Below are 18,405 nucleotides of genomic sequence, written 5' to 3'. Positions count from 1 at the left end.
GCCATGGCACTGGAATCGGAAGTTCAAAGCATTTTATCCCGCATTCAAACGCAGCAAAATGAAATGCTTTACCAACTGGTGCTCTGGTCTGCTATCAACTCTGGCACTAGCAACCTGGCCGGTCTCCGCCATTTGGGCGAACTGGTACTAGCTGAACTTCGTACTATTTCCGATGATGCCCAGGCCATACCCGTTTCGCCGCACTTAATTGTCGACGAGCATGGCGACTTGAAGGAACGATTTATCGGTGACGTACTATTTGGGGTTCGCCGAGGCGACGCTCCTAAGCAAGTTATCTTGTCGATTCATTTAGACACCGTCTATCCGGTGGAATCTCCTTTTCAGAAGGTCAAACAAGAGGGGGATACTCTCTACGGGCCAGGCGTGGCGGATGCCAAAGGTGGCCTGGTAGTCCTCTTGTGGGCACTAAAAGCCTTTGAAGATTACGTCGAAGCAACGGGAAATTCAAACCTGGGATGGAAAGTCATTCTCAATAGCGACGAGGAGATTGGTTCGCCAGCCTCTCGCGAGATCTTCGCTAACCACTGCGACGGATTTGATTTTGGCTTGCTGTTCGAGCCTTGTCTGCCTAATGGAAATCTAGTGGGACAACGCAAAGGGTCTGGCAATTTTGAAATTGTCGTCCGTGGACAAGCAGCCCATGCCGGTCGCGAGTTTCACAAGGGACGCAATGCCATTGTTGCTGCCGCTCAGGTTGCCCAGAAGCTGAATGACCTGAATGGACGCTGGAAAGACACTACCCTTAATATTGCTAAAATTGATGGTGGAGGGCCGACCAATGTCGTGCCTGATACAGCCGTTGTGCGTTTCAATGTACGTTACCCAGCAGCTGAGATCGAAAACGCGATAAGTGAGACGATCGATCGCATTGTCGAAGAAACAGGGGATGGCATTACCTTGATAAAACACGGCGGCTTCTTCGCTCCGCCCAAGCCGATGACAGAAAAATATGAAACCTTGCTTAAGAACGCACAAGAGAATGGCAAGACACTTGGGCTAGAACTTTCATGGGAATCGACCGGCGGCGTCTGCGACGGCAACCGTCTGGCGGCGATGGGAGTACCAAATATCGACACCATGGGGGTCTGCGGTGGCAATATTCATTCTCCTCAGGAATATATGCATTGCGAAAGTTTAGTTGAACGAACACAGCTCACCTTCCTCACGTTGATCACCCTCGCCGAAGACTTTCGACAGGCCTAAGGATCAACGACAGAGTAGAATGCAGTACAACACCCATCTGCGAAGGAGACTCTATGGATTCTGAATCTCTGATTGCCCAACAGCTATTGTCCGATCCCCGTGTCGCCCAGGCAACGAAACTTCTAACCGACGCATTGGCGGATCATTCAGCCAAGCTGAGTGCTCGTGGCCCCAAGCCTGAATTAGCCGTGCCTTATCAAAAATGTCTTGAAACATTCGCGGGACTGCGTGGTAACACTCTGTTCTTTCCGTATCTCGGTAGCGGAGCAGGGCAGGGATCGCTGGTGGAACTTACCGACGGAAGCGTCAAATACGACATGATCACCGGGATCGGCGTGCATGCGATGGGGCACGCAAATTCCGAGCTATTGTCGGAACTAGTTCCAGCTGTACTTTCAGATACCGTCATGCAAGGAAATTTGCAGCAGAACACAGAATCGCTGCTGCTGAGCAAACAGTGGGTTGCGATTGCCAATCGAAATGGTGCGTCACTCGAGCATTGTTTTCTATCGAGCAGCGGCGCCATGGCTAACGAGAACGCGTTCAAGATATTGTTCCAACATCGAACCGAGTCTAGCCGGATCCTGGCATTCGAGAACGCGTTTGCCGGTCGCTCACACCTTACCGGCCAGGTAACCGACCGTCCTAAGAATCGCCAGGGGCAGCCCCTAACAGTGCCGGTGGACTATGCTCCGTTCTTCGATGCCGAGCGTTCTGAAGAGAGCACCCAAAAAACATTGCAGACCGTAGAAAGATATCTGAATCGCTACCCAGGCACGCACTGTGGTTTCATCATGGAACTTGTGCAGGGGGAAGGGGGCTACTACAGTGCACCGCGTGAGTACTTCGTTGCCCTATGCGAACTGCTAAAGAAACACCAGGTACCAATCTTCTTCGACGAGATACAAACGTTCGGACGGACCTATGCTCCGTTTGCGTTTCAAATGCTCGAACTCGATTCCTTTGCCGATGTAGTTTCCGTAGGCAAGATGTCTCAGGTCTGCGCTACCTTTTTCCGGAAAGAGTTTAATCCCAAGCCTGGGCTCTTAAGTCAGACATTTACCTCTTCCACGACTGCCATTGTGGCCTCGTGTTGGATTCTACAAAAGCTGATCGAAGGCAACTATTATGGTCCGGAGGGGCGGATTGCGGATATTCACCGTCGGTTTGTTGCTCGTTTCGAGGCAATCCATGCGAAGGCTCCAGATCGAATCTCAGGTCCATGGGGAATTGGCGGCATGATTGCATTTACGCCACTGGATGGTTCAGCCGAGTCTGCGAAAAAGGTACTCTATGCACTGTATGAGGCTGGGGTGATCGCCTTTGTGGCCGGAGTTGGTCCGGCCCGTGTACGTTTCTTGCCTCCATTTCTTTCGTTGACCAACGATGAAATAGAGAACGTCTGTGACATCCTAGAAAGTGTCCTGCTCTCAAAAGCATTCAATTAATATTCATGTCTGACGCCAGCGAAGGAGTCGCAATGCTCATTCGGCCTGTAGAAGAACGCGATTTAGATCAACTGCACGAACTGGCTCAGTTGACTCAGTATGGACTCACGACGCTTCCCAAAGATCGAGCCACCTTTGAGAAACGCGTACGACAAAGCCTTCGCGCGTTTGAAGACCTAAATGACGCCGATCCTCAAGGGCAGCTCTATCTTTTTGTTATGGAAGATATGTCGTCCAAGAAAGTAGTGGGAACTTGTGGCATTGTTTCTAAGGTTGGCGGATTTAAGCCCTTCTACGCGTTTCGCGTGGAAACGGAGATTCAGGAATCGCATACGCTCGGCAGCAGGCACGAGCATCAGGTGTTGCACTTGATCAAAAACCATGATGGCCCGACAGAAATCGGCAGCTTGTTCCTGCATCCGGAATTTCGCGGTGGAGGGAATGGTCGAGTGTTATCGTTGTCTCGTTTTCTTTTTCTTGCCGAATACCCTCAGCTTTTCGAGCAAAAAGTGATTGCCGAAATGCGGGGTGTTGTCGACGAGGCTGGCCACAGTCCTTTCTGGGAAGCTTTCGGGGTTCACTTCTTTGGCATCGACTTTCCCAATGCCGATATGCTCAGCCTGATCAACAAAGACTTTATTGAAGAGCTGATACCACGCCATCCCGTTTACGTTGACCTGCTTTCGCCGGAAGCCCAGGCTTCGGTGGCCAATGTGCATCCCAATACAATCCCTGCACGCCGGTTGCTTGAAAGCGAGGGTTTCGCGTACGACAGCCTGGTCGATATCTTCGAGGCCGGTCCAGTGTTACATAGTCCACTTAAGGATATCCGAACGGTTAAGCAGAGCCGCGTTCTTCCTGTTGTGTCCATTGAATCGGCGTTAGGTGAGGACTCGCTCCTGGCGATTGTTTCCGCTCAGGATCATCAGTACTTCCGTGCTAGTAGCGGAAAGATTATTGAGACATCACACGGGCTCGTTTTAGAATCCCAACTAGCAAATGAACTACAACTCGCCGTCGGTCATTCCGTACGCTTTGCCCCCCTTAAAGCGTCAGGTTGAGTTAAACCAACGAGGCACTTCATCATGCATTTTGTCTATGGAAACTGGCAGCAAGGTTCCGGGGAATCGTTCGACAGCACGAACCCGGTTACCGAGGCGTTGCTCTGGCAGGGACGGGCTGCCACGGTTGATGAAGTTCACCAAGCGTTTGACGCGGCTGCCGAAGCTCAGCTTCGGTGGCGAGCGCGTTGCTGGGAAGAACGTGCTGAAGTAATTCATCGCTTTGCTGAGTTGGCTGATCAGCACACCGAAATGCTCGCCAAAGCAATTTCCGACGAAGTCGGCAAGCCTTTGTGGGATGCTAAGACCGAGGCCAAAGCCGTCGTATCCAAATGCCAAATTTCTATCGAAGCTTACCAGGGTCTCCGTGATGACACGCAGGTGAGCACGAATACGCTCCTTGGGCGTGTTGTCTATCGGCCGCTGGGCGTTGTTGCTGTGATCGGTCCTTTTAATTTCCCCGCTCATATTGCCAACGGCCAGATTGTCCCCGCGCTGCTGGCTGGCAATAGTGTTATTTTTAAGCCTAGTGAGCTAACTCCCTATGTCGCGCAAATGATGGTCGAGTTGTGGGAGCAAGCTGGCTTGCCACCTGGTGTCCTGAATCTCGTTCAAGGGGGTGTGTCCACCAGTCAGGCAATCTTGGCTGAGCCCCAGTTGCGAGGTCTTTTCTTCACCGGTAGTCGTGCCACCGGCATCAAGCTGCGGGAGGCCATGGTGCAGCGACTTGAGGTCCTGCTGGCCCTAGAGTTAGGGGGCAACAATCCCTTCGTCGTCCACCAACCAGCAAACATCGACGACAATGTCGATAAAGTGATCAAATCGGCTTATATGACCTCGGGGCAGCGATGCACTTGCACGCGGAGGCTCATTGTGACCGGCGATGCGAAGCTGTTTTTGAAGCGGCTAGTTGAAAAGACTCAGGAAATTTCCGTTGGACGACCAAGCGACGAACCGGAACCCTTTATGGGATCGTTGATTCACGCCAGGGCCGTCGAGAACGTGCTCAGGTTTCAATCCCAATTAATATCACAGGGAGCGACTCCGCTGCTTCCCTCCCAAAGTTTGTCCATCGGACCAGCGTTTGTCAGCCCTGGAATAATAGATGTGACTGATTGCAAAACACGATCCGATGAAGAAGTGTTTGGGCCACTACTGCAGGTAATACGAGTACCTGACCTGGGTGCTGCTATCCGGGAAGCGAACGACACCCAGTACGGACTGGCAGCCGGTATTTTGTGCGATGATCGAGCCGATTTCGAAGAATTCCGAGATCAAGTTCAGGCCGGGCTAGTTAACTGGAATCTCGCAACGACCGGAGCTAGTGGGCGATTGCCGTTCGGCGGGATCGGTCAAAGCGGCAATTATCGACCGGCTGGCTCTCACGCAGTCAACTTCTGCCATGTTCCCATTGCAGAAGTTGAGGCCGTGAGCGAAGAAGGCACGAGCCAGTGAAAGTGCATGAAGTCAACTTCGATGGGCTCATTGGTCCTACGCATCATTACGGTGGACTTTCGCAAGGGAACCTGGCCTCCGTTGTTCATCGCCATGCCGTGTCCTCTCCACGTAGAGCGGCACTGCAAGGGCTAGCCAAAATGAAACGCATAGCCGACTTGGGTATCCCGCAAGCATTCCTCCCGCCGCACCCACGCCCCAATTTGGCATTTTTGGAAGCCCAGGGGTTCACAGGGTCACCAGACAAGATGATTGCTGAGGTGCATCGCCAGCGACCAGATCTTCTCAGTGTCGCTTATAGTGCTTCAGCAATGTGGACAGCGAATGCGGCAACCGTTTCTCCCAGCAGCGACTGCGCTGATGGCCGGGTACATATCACGCCAGCAAACTTGCAGACCATGCCCCATCGCGCATTGGAAACACCGCAAACAACCAAGACTCTTCGCGCGATCTTTCATGATACGAACCATTTTGTAGTTCACGACCCCCTGCCTGTTTTGGCCGAGACAAGCGACGAAGGGGCGGCGAATCATACGCGACTATGCCGGAGTTATGAAGCTTCAGGCGTCGAGCTATTCGTCTTCGGGCGAGATCACAACGACGAACAGAAATCACAGCGATTTCCTGCTCGACAAACATTGGCCGCATGCAAGTCTATCGCTATGGAGCATCAACTGAATCCCAAGCGTTGTGTTTTCGCGCGGCAACATCCCAGCGCGATCGATGCGGGGGTGTTTCATAACGATGTGATCTCGGTCGGGAATCAATCGTTACATCTGGTTCACGAGTTCGCATTTGCCGAACTGGATCGTGTATTGACGGAGATCACCGATTGCTTTGGACTTGGTCTGCAGCAAATAGTCCTTAGTGATCAGGAGTTAAAACTCGCGGATGCAGTCCAAAGCTATTTCTTCAACAGTCAACTCTTTTCGATAGGAACCGAGCAGATGTTGCTGCTTTGCCCGATTGAGTGCTCCGAGAACACAGCCGCTCGCCAGCTTGTCGCCAATCTGATTCGAGCAGACAACCCTATTGTGGAGTGTCAGTTCATCGACCTACGCGAAAGTATGCAGAACGGTGGCGGACCGGCCTGTTTGCGATTGCGGGCCGTTCTCACCAAAGAAGAGTTCGCGGCAGTGCCACCTGCCGTTTTCATTACGGAGAGGAGATACCACGAACTGTGTAAATGGGTGCGGCGTCACTATCGCGAGCGGCTCACGGTCGATGACCTCGCTGATGTAAGGTTGATCGAAGAAGTCAAACAAGCAATGAACGAACTCGACGAGATGCTAGAACTCTAAGCTAACATATCAGGACGAATTGACGTAAGCGGACGAACCTGTTGGTAGTAATGAGCAGCCTGAAGCACTAAAGCATCGGCATGTCGGGGACCCACAATATGCAACCCAATCGGCAAGCCAGACGCGGTAAAGCCGCACGGGACCGAGATGGCTGGTTGGCCAGTCATATTAAATGGATAGGTGAATGGAGTCCAAGTGGGCCAGCGGTCGTGCGGCCAATCTTTGGGAACCTCCAGCCCGGCATCGAATGCAGGAATGGGCAAAGTCGGCGTGAGAAGCAAGTCGTACTTCTGATGGAAGAGACTCATTTTCTCGGTAATAGCGGCCCGCTCGTTGGCAGCGTCCATAAATTCCAACAAAGATAGTTCGCTCGCCCACTGAGCGACCTTAATCAAATTTGGATCCATCTTAGCCCGATCATCTGAGCCAATATCGCGGAGCGCATTGGCCGCACCCCCGTAGAAGAGCCGATTGAACGACTCGAGCGGATCGGAAAATCCTGGATCAACGGATTCGATGACTGCCCCTGCCTCTTCGAATGCACCCGCCGTCGCCATGACTGCAGCATGCACTTCCGGGTCGACATCGACGTAGCCTAACGTAGGACTGAGTGCGATACGAATCCCCCTCAGATCAACATGTTCCAAAACGTCGCGAAAGGAAACGGAACAGTTGGATAGCGTCACGTCCCGAGGATCAGGCTCTGCCAACACATCCAACAAGAGTGCCGTATCCGCTACGGTCCAAGTCATCGGCCCCACATGCGCTAATGGATAGAAAGCACTCGGGGGCCACATGGGACAAAGCCCATGGGTTGGCTTGTGGCCAACGATTCCACAAAAACCAGCTGGAATGCGAATCGATCCGCCAGCATCGGTCCCTAGTGCAAGCGGCCCCATGCCTAGCGGAACGGCCGCTGCACTTCCACCGCTCGATCCACCTGAGACCTTGGTCGGGTCCCAAGGGTTCGAAGTAACACCATCCAGAGGATTATCGGTCACCCCTTTCCAACCAAATTCAGGAGTGGTTGTTCGGCCAAGCGGTACGAAGCCATTGCGGCGTAGCGCGGCAATCGCCGGGGCATCAACCTTTACTGGCTCCTCCGAGGTAAGCTTCGAGCCTTTTCGATTGGGCCACCCCTTGGTCATGAAGATATCTTTGACAGCGACCGGTACGCCGTCGATGGGGCCCAACGGCGTACCCAATCGCCAACGCTCGCTCGAACGCCGGGCCGCCTCCAACGTGATTTCTTCGTTAAGAATGTTGTAAGCGTTGACATGTTTATTGTGCTTGTGGATCCGATCGAGACATGCCTGAGCCGCTTCGGTCGGCGTCAATTCTCCGCTGGCAAAACAATCCGTCATCTCGCCTGCGGTCATATCCGCGATTTGGGTCGCATCCTGAGCCATGCTCCGTTCCTTCTTGTTTCAATCTTCTTGGTGCTGAAAACGGGACAACGCACTAACGGGGGATAACCAGATCGTCTCCTCCGGCCGGAGAAGCTTTAACCGGGGCGCCTTCTCGCTCGATGAGTTCCATGATCACGGCCGCGTTTCGCATGCGTTCGCGCATCTGCGTGTCGTGGTACTCTGGCGAATTCCAAGGAGCATATATCTCTTCTTCTGAGGGGCCCGGTTCAATCTTGAAGTAGCAAGGAGAACATAACCGAGCAATCTCAGCCGCTTCGTAGAATCGATTGAATCCTCCCATGGCGTTGACCAGGCACATGTAGATATCCATGGGGATACTAATGGAGCTACGAATACTCGAAAGCATCGGTAATGTCAGGTCGGCTAGGGGATTGAAGCTGTTCGCTCCCAATTTTTCAGCCAATTGAGCGCCCGCAGGGTTGGCATGTCCGGCGAAGACCGACAATTTAAAGATTGTCTCCGCTGGAATCACTCCCTTCTCTCGAAGACCACCGACAAGGGATAACAAACCTTCATCGGGTACCAGAAAACCGCGAAAACCAGCTTCTAGGCAGCGATCACAGTCTTTAAGCCAATGACGAATACTGTCGACGCCACGCAGACGCATTCCGGAGACAATTCCTTCACGGGTTGAAATTTGCCGACCGGTGTCCCACCCCCGCCGAGGACCTAGCGTCATGATGACTTCGATCTTCTTATATTTGGCCAGCGCGGCAAATTCATTCAGTTCGCTCTGTGTGAGATAAGTCGCCCCACCTACCGTCGCAATAATGCGATGAACGGGGACGTTCAGTTTCTCAGCCTCGGCCAGCATCGTTTCCAGGGCCGAGAGGCGCTCGACGCCAGCGATCTCGATACGAAAGTGTCCGCCATCCGGAAAAGAAAGTGCAGACGTGGGAAGTGAGTAGTTATCTCGCGTTGTTAATCCCTGTTCCTCAAGAGCCGCTTCCAGTTTCGCGTTATCGATACCCGTCAATTGAGTGCTCCTGTGACAAGAGAAAGTGTGTCAGTACGCGTGGATTGCAAAGCAATCGAGCCGCGGGCGTTCTCGCTACGACTAAGTTGAGATGTGACCAGAATGGTTCCAAGCATCCTATCGGTTCTTGCCGAATAGTCCAACCGCGAACAACTTTTTCTTTGCGAGTTTGTAATTAATCTTGAAATGAAAAGCGTAAATCGATCAAGATGCATTGGTCGCACCCCAAACCACTCCCAGCGAATTCATTCGTACAAACTAGTGCAGAGGATTTGGAGCCATGTCGAGCGAAATGTCCGAGAAGCTAATTTCCGGTCTCAAGATTCCCACCGCCGATGACGCATTCGAATGGAGCCCTCCACTTCGTGCATTGCCTGTGCCAGGTATTCGCCGCATGGTCAATCTTGCCGCGTCTATGGAAAACGTGATCCACCTTTCGATTGGCCAGCCTGACTTTCCCTGTCCTAAGCACATCGTCGATGCCTATATTCATGCTCTCCAACAAGGAGAGACCGGCTACACCATGGACGCCGGTTTACCAGAATTGTTGAAAGAACTGGCCGGCTACTACAGTGCGAGGTCTGGCCGCGAAATCACGGAAGACAACATCCTGGTGACGACCGGGGCAACCGAAGCGATGTATCTGTCGATTAGCGTAACGGCAGCACCTGGTCGGCAGTTCTTAATACCAGACCCTTGTTTTCCACTCTATGCACCGTTGGTTCGTATGCATGGTGGAGAAGTGAAACCGATTCCTACCCGAGCCGAACACGGGCATCAATTGGATCCACAAGACGTAATCAATGCCATCGGCCCACGTACGTTTGCTATTATCCTGAATTCGCCCAACAACCCGACCGGTGCTGTATACCCTCAAGAAACCATTGAAACAATCGTCCAAGAAGCCGCCTATCAAGGTGTTAAAGTGATTAGCGACGAGGTGTACGATCACCTGATTTTGGATGACCTCGATTACGCCAGCGTGCTAGGGCATGCGTCCGACCTGGATCACGTGATGATCGCCAGTAGTTTCTCGAAATCATTCTCGATGGCCGGGCTACGAATCGGCTGGGTGATCTCCAGCCAAGGGACCATCAAGATGCTCCGGCGTTATCATATGTTCACGACGACTGTGGCCAACACGCCGTCGCAGTGGGCAGGTGTTGCGGCGTTGCGTGGTGGCAATGAGTGTATTGAGCATATGGTGAAAGAATACCGCCGTCGCCGAGATCGCATCGTCCAACTCGTCAGCGAGACTCCCCACCTGACTGGCTATTGGCCGCAGGGTGGTTTCTTTATTTTTCCATCGCTACCATCCCACATTAATGCCAGCAACGTCGCGTTAAAAATGCTGGAAGAGATCGGCGTGTGCGTTGTACCGGGGGAAGCGTTCGGTGAGAGTTGCAACAATTCACTAAGAATTAGTTATTCGACGTCGATCGAGAAGATCGAAGAAGCGTTCAGCCGGATGATCCCCTGGCTCGCCAAGCAAGACCTTTAGGTTAAGGAAGCTCAAGGAGATGCGGCGGCGGAATGTGATCGGTTAACCAAACATGGTTACCGGTCACGAAAATCTAATTTTCGTCCTCAACCATCTCTCTCGCATTGACTTCCAACACGACCGGTTTCCCATGACGACGACCAACCGCGATCATGGTTTTATGATTGATAGAAAGGTAGACGTGATGTCGTCGCCCTTTTCAATAATCGATTCGAGAAAACGAGTGGCCGTTCCGTGAAACAATAATTCAGGGGGCGTTAGGGGTTTTTCCGGATAATTTTAACCACTTCCAATATTCCCACCACTATTGAATAATCTCCACTCCAGCCAGTCGCATATCCTGGATTGCCCTCTCGCAGTCCCCCGGTGTTAGCTCCACTCCGCGTATGCCGTCAAGGACAACGGAAGTCTTGAATCCTTGTGAAATAGCATCGAGCGCGGTGAACTTCACGCAGTAATCCGTGGCCAAGCCTACCAACTGAACCTCTTGCACTCCTTGTTCGTGCAGCAGTGCTTCTAGGCCTGTCGACTTGCGGTGATCGTTATCGAAAAAGCCGCTATAACTATCGATGTCAACGTCCGTTCCCTTTTGAATGATGAAATCAATCTCGCCGAGGTTCAGCCCAGGTGCCAATTTTGCCCCGTGACTCCCTTGCATACAGTGATCGGGCCACAGTACTTGCTCGAAGCCACTCAAATTGATGACCTCTCTAATATGTCGCCTAGGATGTTGGCTGGCGAATGAGCGATGATCGCTAGGATGCCAGTCCTGTGTCGCAACCACCAACGCAAATTCGCTCATTAAGCGATTGGCTACCGGTACGACCTGATCTCCCTCAGCAACGGCCAAAGCCCCGTCGGGCAGAAAGTCATTTTGTATGTCGATCAATAAGAGGGCTTTCATGAGGTGGTCCTCAAATCTCGAAGTGATATCCTTGTTGGCTCAATCGTTCGTACGCTTCTTGGTCAAATCGATAGAGTCGAGCAGCGCGGTGGGCGACATCTTTCTCGATCTCACTGGTCTCTTGGACGATTTTCATGCCCAGTACCTTCTTCCGAAAATTGCGCTTATCGAGTTCTCGATCGAGAATGACTTCGTACAAATGTTGAAGCTGAGAAAGGGTAAACTTCTCAGGCAATAGCTCAAATCCGATCGGCTGATATCGAACCTTGCCACGCAGACGTTGATAAGCAGCGTTCAGAATTGCCGCATGATCAAACGCGAGTTCGGGAAGTTCGTTCAGCGAAAACCAGGCCGCATTTCTCGCATCGGTGCTGGCCTTTACGTCGTGACCTTCCAGGGTAACCAGCGCGAAATACGCGATCGATACGACTCGTTCGCGAGGATCACGTTCTAGCTCGCCAAAGGTAAACAACTGCTCTAAGAAGATGTCCTTTAGCCCCGTTTCCTCCTGGAGTTCGCGTCGTGCGGCATCATTCAATGTTTCGTTCACGCGAACGAATCCGCCTGGCAATGCCCATTGCCCTTGAAACGGTTTCAGGTCGCGTTGGATAAGCATGACCTTTAAATCCTCTTCGTCGAGCGCGAAGACGACAATATCGGCCGTCAATGCGGCTCTGGGGTATTCGTACTGAAACTTCTTCAGCGGCTTACTTCGCATCCTGTCTCTCTCTATTCTTCCCACTGCGTACCGCGTATCTCATGGATCATGCGATCTCGGACTTCATGCAGTCCAATATCGAGCCCCACAGGGTACTCATGCGGATTCATAAACCGTCGTATGGCTGGGTGAATCATCCGCAACTGCTCAATCGCCCGAGCACGAATGTCTTCGATCGCCTCGCTTTCACCGACCTTGGCACCATTTCTCATCGCAGGGATCAGCAAGTCGGTGGACTGAGTAGACTTGGCAAGAGGCTTTCTGCGCGTTGTGTCTTTGCTGTCGACGATGATCGCTCGCGGATCGATGCCGCGTGTTTCGTCGTAAATCATGTCGCCGATTAAACCTTGTTCAGTTTCATATCGTCGCACTTGAAGCATCCCGGGTATCGACGTTTTGATGGCCTGTTCAGACAGCTTCACTTTAGGTTCCCAGCTACCATCTTCTCGCTGCAAGGCTGCCAGTTTGTAGACACCTCCCAGGGCCGGCTGATCGAACGCAGTTGCTAGTTTGGTTCCCACTCCCCACACGGCGATCTGGGCACCTTGGCTTTTCAAGCTATGAATGATGTGCTCGTCGAGGTCATTCGAGGCCACGATTGACGAATTTGAAAAACCTTCTTTATCGAGAATCTTCCGGGCTTCGATGCTCAAATATGCTAAGTCGCCGGAGTCGAGACGAATCCCCACGATTTCGAAGATTCTTACCTATTTGACAGGCTTGCCGCACACCTTCCAGGGTGTCGTAAGTATCGACCAGGAAGACGCAATTGTTGGGCATGACTTCTGCGTACCTCTCGAATGACTCCAGTTCGCTATCAAACGACATCACCCAGCTATGGGCGTGTGTTCCTTTGACCGGAATTCCAAACAGCTTTCCAGCAAGGACATTCGACGTAGCAGAACATCCGCCGATGTAGGCAGCCCGACTTGCGGAGATAGCACCATCGATCCCTTGAGCCCTTCGCAAGCCAAATTCTAGGACCGGGTCGTCGTCAGCCGCTGCTCGTATTCGAGAAGCCTTCGTGGCGATCAGGGTCTGAAAATTGATCATGTTCAACAGTGGCGTTTCCAGCAGTTGACACTGCCAGATTGGCCCCTGCACGCGGAGTAGCGGCTCTTGGCCAAACGCTACGGTCCCTTCCGGCATCGCATCGACATCCACCGAGAGCCGCATGTTACGCAGATCATCGAGGAACGCCTGTTCAAAGAGCGGCTGACCGTCATTCCCGGCCAGCTCGGCGAGATAGGAAACATCCGAGTCATCCAAGCGATACGCCTGCAGATATTCAATGGCTTGTTGAAGTCCCGCCGTGATTGCGTAGCCGCCCTTGAAGGGTGGCTTTCGGAAGAACAAGTGAAACACAGCCTGCTGATTGGCACGACCTAGCTTCCAATAGCCGTATGCCATCGTCAGTTGGTAAAGGTCTGTCAGCAGTGCCAATGGTGGCTGATAAAGTTTTTTGAGCATGTCCTCTCACTCCGTTAGTGTATTATTTACACCATCCTTGTTTTGTCAACAACATATGGTCTAGATTTTGTGACTCGTACCATTCTCACGAAAAGAACCCGCCGCCAATAGGAAATTCTTAGTAACCGGCAAAGTCAGTCGAAGGAAAGATCCAGGATGGGAATTTGTCGTAAGTTCTTTAAGATAGAAGATCGACGCTCGATGGCCCCACCTTTCCTCTATGAATTGACACCAATGGCATCTGCTTCCTCTTCGCCACAAACAACCGCCACCGATCTCACCGATGCATTCAATCAGCTACGATCCCAACTGCAGGGACAACTGCACACCGGATCGCTGATGCGGCGTCTTTACGCAACCGATGCTTCTGCCTATCAGCAAATGCCACTCGCGGTAGCGATCCCAGAGACCAAAGAAGACATTCGACAACTGATTGTATTTGCCAATAGTCATGAAGTCGGCCTGATTCCTCGCACGGCTGGAACCTCCTTGGCCGGGCAGGTCGTCGGAAGCGGGATTGTGGTTGATGTTTCCCGTTACTTCACGCAGATCCTTGAGATCGATCCACACGAACGAACCGTGTGGGTAGAACCGGGCGTGATTCGCAACGAATTAAATCTTGCTCTCCGGCCTCATGGTATGTTATTCGGCCCCGAGACATCGACACAGAATCGGGCGATGATCGGCGGCATGGTGGGAAATAACTCGTGCGGCTCAAATTCAATCAAATACGGCAGCACCCGCGACCATCTATTAGAGATTGAAGGGTTTCTCTCGGATGGCTCCCAAGTCACTTTTGGGCAGCTGTCGGCAGAGGAGTTCGACGCCAAGTGCTCCGGTCCTGCTTCGCTCGAAACATCGATTTACCTTCAAATCCGCGATATGCTTTCCGACGCTACAAACCGCGAGGGAATCGAGCGGGAGTTTCCCAAACCGTCTATCCCGAGACGTAACACTGGCTACGCGATCGATTTATTGATGGACGCCGATGTTTTCGATCAGTCTAGCGCCAACAGATTCAACTTTTGCAAGTTGATCGCCGGAAGTGAAGGCACACTCTTTTTTGCTACTAAGATCAAGCTGAACTGCTTACCCCTACCTCCACCGGTAAGTGGTTTGCTTTGTGCCCACTTCGAAACCGTCGACCAATCGCTTCGCGCAACCCAGATCGCCGTCAAACATGATTGCTATGCCTGTGAATTGATTGATCATTACATTCTGGAGTGTACCGAACGAAGCATTGAACATCGCGCCAACCGATTTTTCGTGCAAGGTCAGCCGGGGGCGATCATCGTAGTCGATATTCGTGGACAAACGGAGGTAGAAGTACAGACCGTTTGCGACCGGATCATAGACCAAATGCGAGCTGCCGGTCTAGGTTACGCCTATCCAGTCCTCTACGGCGAAGAGACCGAACGAATCTGGGATCTGCGCAAAGCGGGGCTGGGGCTTCTGGGGAATATACCAGGCGATACGAAGCCTGCCCCGGTGGTAGAAGATACGTGTGTCGATGTCGATGATTTACCTGAGTATATCGCCGAGTTCAACCGTCGCCTAAAAGAACGATTCGGGCTTGAATGCGTTCATTATGCGCACGCTGGAAGCGGCGAGATTCATCTCCGCCCCGTGATCAACTTAAAAACACCAGAAGGAAACCAACAGTTTCGGGAAGTCGCCCAAACGATTGCCGAGTTGGTCAAACACTATCGAGGATCCCTCAGCGGTGAGCACGGTGATGGACGCCTGAGGGGCGAGTTTCTGCGGCAAATGATTGGCGAGTACAACTACGAACTTGTACGTCAGGTAAAGCAAACCTGGGACCCCAAGGGAGTTTTCAATCCAAACAAGATTGTGGATACGCCAGCGATGAATTCATCGCTCCGGTATGCACCTGGCCAGAAGACGCAGCAGCCAGATACCTTGTTTGATTTCTCGTCGAACTTCGGCATCCTGGGTGCGGCCGAAATGTGCAACGGCTCTGGCGACTGCCGTAAGACGGAATTGGCCGGCGGGACGATGTGCCCAAGCTATATGGCCACACGTGATGAAATGCATACGACACGCGCTCGGGCCAATACACTACGGCAAATCATCACCGAGTCGGACGCCGTCAATCCGCTCGCCAACGAAGAACTCAAGGACGTCATGGACCTTTGTCTTTCGTGCAAAGGGTGCAAGAAGGAGTGTCCTTCGACGGTCGACATGGCCAAACTGAAAGCAGAGGTTCAGCAGCATTATTACGATGCGCACGGCGTGCCACCACGCTCGAAGTTAATTGCTGACTTCTTCAATAAACAAATCCTCGCCGCTAGGCTGCCGTGGCTTTGGAATTTCATCTTTGGAACGCCAGCGATTCGGAAAGTAATCAATCGTTTGACAGGGTTTCATCCCGATCGCACGATTCCGCTTTTGCCCAAGCAAACAATGGCAGCCTGGCATGCCCAGCACAAGCCTCACGCGAATGCCGGGAAGGTGGGCCGAGTGCTCTTCTTCAACGATGAATTCACGAATTTCCATGACCCACATATCGGCATTGCTGCGATCGAATTGTTAGAGCGTTTAGGTTATGACGTCACCCTTGCCTCGATCACTGAAAGTGGCCGAACTTGGTTATCAAAAGGATTGCTGCGTGAGGCCAAGCAGCGAATCGACCAGAACTTGCGGATTCTGAAAGAAGCGATGCGAGATGGCATTCGCATGATTGGGGTCGAACCTTCGGCAATACTGACCTTTCGCGATGAAACGATGGAGTTAGCCGAACCGGAACTTCGCCCAATCGCTCACGACATTGCTTCGCGTTGCTTGATGTTAGAAGAGTTCCTCCAGCAAGAGATTCAAGCAGGGCGTATCTCTGACGATTCGTTTACAGATCAGGCAAAGACGATCTACCTCCATGGACATTGCTTTCAAAAGGCGCTCGCAGGGCAATCGGCCAGTATCGCGGCGTTGGGCTTGCCAAAGAACTACGAGGTAAAGACGATCCCTAGCGGTTGCTGTGGTATGGCAGGTTCCTTCGGCTACGAGATCGAGCACTACGACGTGTCGATGAAAATCGGTGAATTGATCTTGTTCCCTCGCGTGCGAGAACTGCCGGCTGATCATTTGATAGCCGCTCCTGGCACCTCGTGTCGGCATCAGATCCATGACGGGACTCAGCGTAAGGCACTGCATCCCGCACAGATCTTACGAAATGCCCTGCGAGAATCGTCCTGAATTTGACGCAAACATACTCAAGACAGACTTCTTCTATTCTAATTTTGTCATCGTCTGTTTGCTATTTTGTAGCAATCGATGCTCATAAACGATTGCTATCTCGGGTTATCTTCGGCAATTGCTTGAATTGATACTTTTGCGGTATCCAGAAATCACTTGCAACCAAACGTCGTTTGCCTAGAATTAGCGCACACCTCGTGACGTTTTCTGTCACCGCCTCGCTGGTTTATCCCTCCCCGAAACTTCCTATTAGAATCCCCGTCTCCGCAAGGCGCCTCAAAGCACATCGAATGAAACTGCTGATTTTACCATTGGTATATCTTCTCGGTTTAGCTCCTGGTTTTCTGTCGGCTGCCGAAGTTGATTTTATAAAGGATGTGGCTCCCATCCTGGAAACGAATTGCGTCTCGTGCCACTCCGGCGACGAGCCTGCCGGGGATTACCTTCTTACAACGAAAGAAGATGCTTTTGAATCAGGCAGCGGGGGTGCAATCCTTCCGGAATCCCCCGAGGACAGCATGTTCTACACGATGACGGTTCTCCCACGCACGGACGAGCAGTTGATGCCACCGCTTCGCTCAGGTGGTCCACTTTCCAAAAGTGAAACCGCAACGCTCAAGACCTGGATCGCCGAAGGAGCCAAGTGGCCTCAAGACATGGAACTCAAGGCCCGTGCCAAGGAAGGTCCCAGGTTCGCTACTCCCGATGACTTTGAATTGGTGAAGAATATTCACGCCAAAATTGTCGCCCAGGCCCAAAAAGAACAGGGGAACCATAAGAACTACAACAACGCGATTCCCGTAACTGAGGTTGAATACGAAATGATTGCCATCCCTGGTGGCAAATTCGTTATGGGAAGCCCTCAGACCGAAGAATTACGACGACCGGAGGAAGGTCCGCAAACCCAAGTCTCCGTCGATCCTTTCTGGATGGGCAAGTGCGAGGTGACTTGGGATGAGTACGAACCTTTCATGATCACGCAGGTCGATCGTCGGAAAGATGGTTCTCGGACTGATTTCGATACCCAAGCTCACACAATCGTTGATGCCGTCAGTCAGCCGACGCCTCCTTACACCGAGATGAGCTTCGGCATGGGACAGCATGGCTATCCTGCGATCAGCATGACGCAACATGCGGCCAACAAGTACTGCCAATGGCTCAGCTCCCAGACCGGACATTTTTACCGTCTGCCCACCGAGGCGGAATGGGAGTACGCTTGCCGCGCTGGTACAACCACCGCTTACTCATTTGGTGATAATCCGGAGAAGCTTTTCGATTACGCTTGGTTTTACGACAACGCTAACGAAAAGTACCAAAAGGTTGGCCTCAAGAAACCTAATCCTTGGGGACTGCACGACATGCATGGCAATGTTATGGAATGGTGTGCGGATCAATACTTGCCAGACTATTTTAAAAAGATCCAGAACTCGAGTAAGAATCCATATATCAAACCCCAGAGTCTTTACCCGCGAAGTGTTCGCGGTGGTGGCTGGGACGATGATCCAGATCGAATTCGCAGCGCCGCGCGGCGTGGCAGTGATGCGGCCTGGAAGCAGCAAGACCCGCAACTTCCTAAAAGCATTTGGTACCACACTGATGCTCAGCAACTAGGCTTTCGCATTGTTCGACCCGCAAAGATCCCCTCGCCCGAGGAAATGTATTTCTACTGGAACAGTGCCAAAGACGTCTACTAACCCCACTCTC

The 18,405-nt window shown here is 52.2% G+C and carries 14 protein-coding genes; 8 read left to right on the top strand and 6 right to left on the bottom strand.

Annotated features, from left to right (window positions below):
- Nucleotides 1-3: 3 nt before the first annotated feature.
- Genes HOV93_RS11990 through astB form a run of 5 tightly spaced genes read left to right on the top strand, consistent with a single transcriptional unit; the run spans nucleotide 4 to nucleotide 6,489 of the window.
- Nucleotides 4-1,224 carry a hydrolase gene (locus HOV93_RS11990; RefSeq protein ID WP_207396739.1) on the top strand — a complete coding sequence of 407 codons (1,221 nt, stop codon included), beginning with the start codon at nucleotides 4-6 and terminating at the stop codon, nucleotides 1,222-1,224.
- A gap of 53 nt (nucleotides 1,225-1,277) precedes the next feature.
- Entirely contained in the window at nucleotides 1,278-2,672 is a 1,395-nt protein-coding gene (locus tag HOV93_RS11985; protein ID WP_207396738.1) for an aminotransferase class III-fold pyridoxal phosphate-dependent enzyme, read from the top strand.
- A gap of 32 nt (nucleotides 2,673-2,704) precedes the next feature.
- Nucleotides 2,705-3,733 carry an arginine N-succinyltransferase gene (locus HOV93_RS11980; RefSeq protein WP_207396737.1) on the top strand — a complete coding sequence of 343 codons (1,029 nt, stop codon included), beginning with the start codon at nucleotides 2,705-2,707 and terminating at the stop codon, nucleotides 3,731-3,733.
- A 24-nt stretch (nucleotides 3,734-3,757) separates the two neighbouring features.
- Nucleotides 3,758-5,188, top strand: coding sequence for a succinylglutamate-semialdehyde dehydrogenase (locus HOV93_RS11975; protein WP_207396736.1), 1,431 nt, complete (start codon nucleotides 3,758-3,760; stop codon nucleotides 5,186-5,188).
- Nucleotides 5,185-6,489: an N-succinylarginine dihydrolase gene (gene astB, locus HOV93_RS11970; RefSeq protein ID WP_207396735.1), complete on the top strand. Its 1,305-nt coding sequence runs from the start codon at nucleotides 5,185-5,187 to the stop codon at nucleotides 6,487-6,489. The genes HOV93_RS11975 and astB overlap by 4 nt, the downstream gene beginning before the upstream one ends.
- On the opposite strand, the gene HOV93_RS11965 is transcribed toward astB, so the two are convergent.
- Nucleotides 6,486-7,898 (bottom strand): amidase, encoded by a 1,413-nt coding sequence (locus HOV93_RS11965; RefSeq protein ID WP_207396734.1) that lies wholly within the window; start codon nucleotides 7,896-7,898, stop codon nucleotides 6,486-6,488. The two genes, astB and HOV93_RS11965, sit on opposite strands and share 4 nt — an antisense overlap.
- Before the next feature lie 52 nt (nucleotides 7,899-7,950).
- A complete protein-coding gene (locus tag HOV93_RS11960) occupies nucleotides 7,951-8,895 on the bottom strand; it encodes a hypothetical protein (protein WP_207396733.1) in 945 nt (314 codons plus the stop codon).
- A gap of 280 nt (nucleotides 8,896-9,175) precedes the next feature.
- On the opposite strand from HOV93_RS11960, the gene HOV93_RS11955 reads away from it, so the two are divergent.
- Nucleotides 9,176-10,396: a pyridoxal phosphate-dependent aminotransferase gene (locus HOV93_RS11955; protein ID WP_235990245.1), complete on the top strand. Its 1,221-nt coding sequence runs from the start codon at nucleotides 9,176-9,178 to the stop codon at nucleotides 10,394-10,396.
- A gap of 304 nt (nucleotides 10,397-10,700) precedes the next feature.
- Here HOV93_RS11955 and pncA read toward each other — a convergent pair whose 3' ends face one another.
- Genes pncA through pncB form a run of 4 tightly spaced genes read right to left on the bottom strand, consistent with a single transcriptional unit; the run spans nucleotide 10,701 to nucleotide 13,488 of the window.
- Nucleotides 10,701-11,300: a bifunctional nicotinamidase/pyrazinamidase gene (pncA, locus tag HOV93_RS11950; RefSeq protein WP_207396732.1), complete on the bottom strand. Its 600-nt coding sequence runs from the start codon at nucleotides 11,298-11,300 to the stop codon at nucleotides 10,701-10,703.
- 10 nt (nucleotides 11,301-11,310) lie between these two features.
- A complete protein-coding gene (locus tag HOV93_RS11945) occupies nucleotides 11,311-12,018 on the bottom strand; it encodes an NUDIX hydrolase (RefSeq protein ID WP_207396731.1) in 708 nt (235 codons plus the stop codon).
- 11 nt (nucleotides 12,019-12,029) lie between these two features.
- The gene (locus HOV93_RS26395) at nucleotides 12,030-12,614 is read right to left on the bottom strand and encodes a hypothetical protein (RefSeq protein WP_315853393.1); all 585 of its coding nucleotides are present in this window, start codon (nucleotides 12,612-12,614) and stop codon (nucleotides 12,030-12,032) included.
- A 25-nt stretch (nucleotides 12,615-12,639) separates the two neighbouring features.
- Nucleotides 12,640-13,488: a nicotinate phosphoribosyltransferase gene (gene pncB / locus HOV93_RS25780; protein ID WP_235990242.1), complete on the bottom strand. Its 849-nt coding sequence runs from the start codon at nucleotides 13,486-13,488 to the stop codon at nucleotides 12,640-12,642.
- A gap of 156 nt (nucleotides 13,489-13,644) precedes the next feature.
- On the opposite strand from pncB, the gene HOV93_RS11935 reads away from it, so the two are divergent.
- Together HOV93_RS11935 and HOV93_RS11930 are read left to right on the top strand one after the other, a co-directional pair.
- The gene (locus HOV93_RS11935) at nucleotides 13,645-16,701 is read left to right on the top strand and encodes an FAD-binding and (Fe-S)-binding domain-containing protein (RefSeq protein WP_235990239.1); all 3,057 of its coding nucleotides are present in this window, start codon (nucleotides 13,645-13,647) and stop codon (nucleotides 16,699-16,701) included.
- A gap of 290 nt (nucleotides 16,702-16,991) precedes the next feature.
- The gene (locus HOV93_RS11930) at nucleotides 16,992-18,395 is read left to right on the top strand and encodes an SUMF1/EgtB/PvdO family nonheme iron enzyme (protein WP_207396730.1); all 1,404 of its coding nucleotides are present in this window, start codon (nucleotides 16,992-16,994) and stop codon (nucleotides 18,393-18,395) included.
- Nucleotides 18,396-18,405: the final 10 nt, after the last annotated feature.

Source organism: Bremerella alba (assembly GCF_013618625.1).
GTDB lineage: Bacteria > Planctomycetota > Planctomycetia > Pirellulales > Pirellulaceae > Bremerella > Bremerella alba.
Note: the sequence above shows the minus strand (reverse complement) of the source record. Positions and strands in the feature narration are given on the sequence as shown.

What these genes read in the sequence shown, in the direction of transcription:
- HOV93_RS11930 (WP_207396730.1), top strand. Translation starts at nt 16,992, where the DNA reads ATGAAACTGCTGATTTTACCATTGGTATATCTTCTCGGTTTAGCTCCT.
- pncB (WP_235990242.1), bottom strand. Translation starts at nt 13,488, where the DNA reads ATGCTCAAAAAACTTTATCAGCCACCATTGGCACTGCTGACAGACCTT.
- HOV93_RS11945 (WP_207396731.1), bottom strand. Translation starts at nt 12,018, where the DNA reads ATGCGAAGTAAGCCGCTGAAGAAGTTTCAGTACGAATACCCCAGAGCC.
- HOV93_RS11980 (WP_207396737.1), top strand. Translation starts at nt 2,705, where the DNA reads ATGCTCATTCGGCCTGTAGAAGAACGCGATTTAGATCAACTGCACGAA.
- HOV93_RS11990 (WP_207396739.1), top strand. Translation starts at nt 4, where the DNA reads ATGGCACTGGAATCGGAAGTTCAAAGCATTTTATCCCGCATTCAAACG.
- HOV93_RS11935 (WP_235990239.1), top strand. Translation starts at nt 13,645, where the DNA reads ATGGGAATTTGTCGTAAGTTCTTTAAGATAGAAGATCGACGCTCGATG.
- HOV93_RS11955 (WP_235990245.1), top strand. Translation starts at nt 9,176, where the DNA reads ATGTCGAGCGAAATGTCCGAGAAGCTAATTTCCGGTCTCAAGATTCCC.
- pncA (WP_207396732.1), bottom strand. Translation starts at nt 11,300, where the DNA reads ATGAAAGCCCTCTTATTGATCGACATACAAAATGACTTTCTGCCCGAC.
- HOV93_RS11975 (WP_207396736.1), top strand. Translation starts at nt 3,758, where the DNA reads ATGCATTTTGTCTATGGAAACTGGCAGCAAGGTTCCGGGGAATCGTTC.
- HOV93_RS11965 (WP_207396734.1), bottom strand. Translation starts at nt 7,898, where the DNA reads ATGGCTCAGGATGCGACCCAAATCGCGGATATGACCGCAGGCGAGATG.
- HOV93_RS11985 (WP_207396738.1), top strand. Translation starts at nt 1,278, where the DNA reads ATGGATTCTGAATCTCTGATTGCCCAACAGCTATTGTCCGATCCCCGT.